Here is a 690-nt window from a genome sequence, read left to right on the forward strand (position 1 = left end):
CATCCCCGCGCCGCGACCCGCGCGCGGCGGAGCTCTGGGCCCGCCGGATGGCGTCCGGCCGTCCGGCCCCGCAGTTCGGGAGGATCTCGCAGTTCGGGAGGATCCGTTCGGCGCGATCGGTCAGCCCCAACTGCGAGATCAGCCGGAACTGCCGGATTCCGCCGCCCCGCCGGCCGGAGGCGGAAGCCCTACTTCGAGACGACCTGGCGCTTCGACGAGATCACGCCCGTGTCGAAGCCGGCGAGGTGCAGCCCGCCGTGGAAGCGGGCGTGCTCGATCTTCACGCAGCGGTCCATGACCACGTCAAGGCCGGCCGCTTCGGCGATCGCGGCCGCCTCCTCGTTCCAGGATCCGAGCTGCAGCCACAGCGTCTTCGCGCCGATCGCGACGGCCTCGCGGGCGACCTCGGGCAGGTCGTCGTGCTTGCGGAACACGTCGACGATGTCGGGCACGACCGGCAGGTCGGCGAGCGAGGCGTAGACCTTGCGGCCCAGGATCTCGTCGGCGCGCGGGTTCACGAAGTACACGTCGTACGGCGAGCTCGCCAGCAGGTAGGTGGCGACGAAGTAGCTCGCGCGCGCCGGGTTGTTCGACGCGCCGACGATCGCGATCGACTTCGCGCGGCGCAGGATCCCGAGGCGCGCCGGGGCGCTCGGCCCCTGCCAGGTGCGGGCCGCGGGTGCGGCGGGC

General features: G+C 72.9%; 1 protein-coding gene. It reads right to left on the bottom strand.

From position 1 onward, the window contains the following. Positions 1-188: 188 nt before the first annotated feature. A partial coding sequence (locus ACFPZL_RS13975; RefSeq protein WP_382336010.1) for a CoA-binding protein occupies positions 189-690 on the bottom strand: 502 nt, incomplete at its 5' end.

The organism is Leucobacter soli, assembly GCF_042659205.1.
GTDB lineage: Bacteria > Actinomycetota > Actinomycetes > Actinomycetales > Microbacteriaceae > Leucobacter > Leucobacter soli.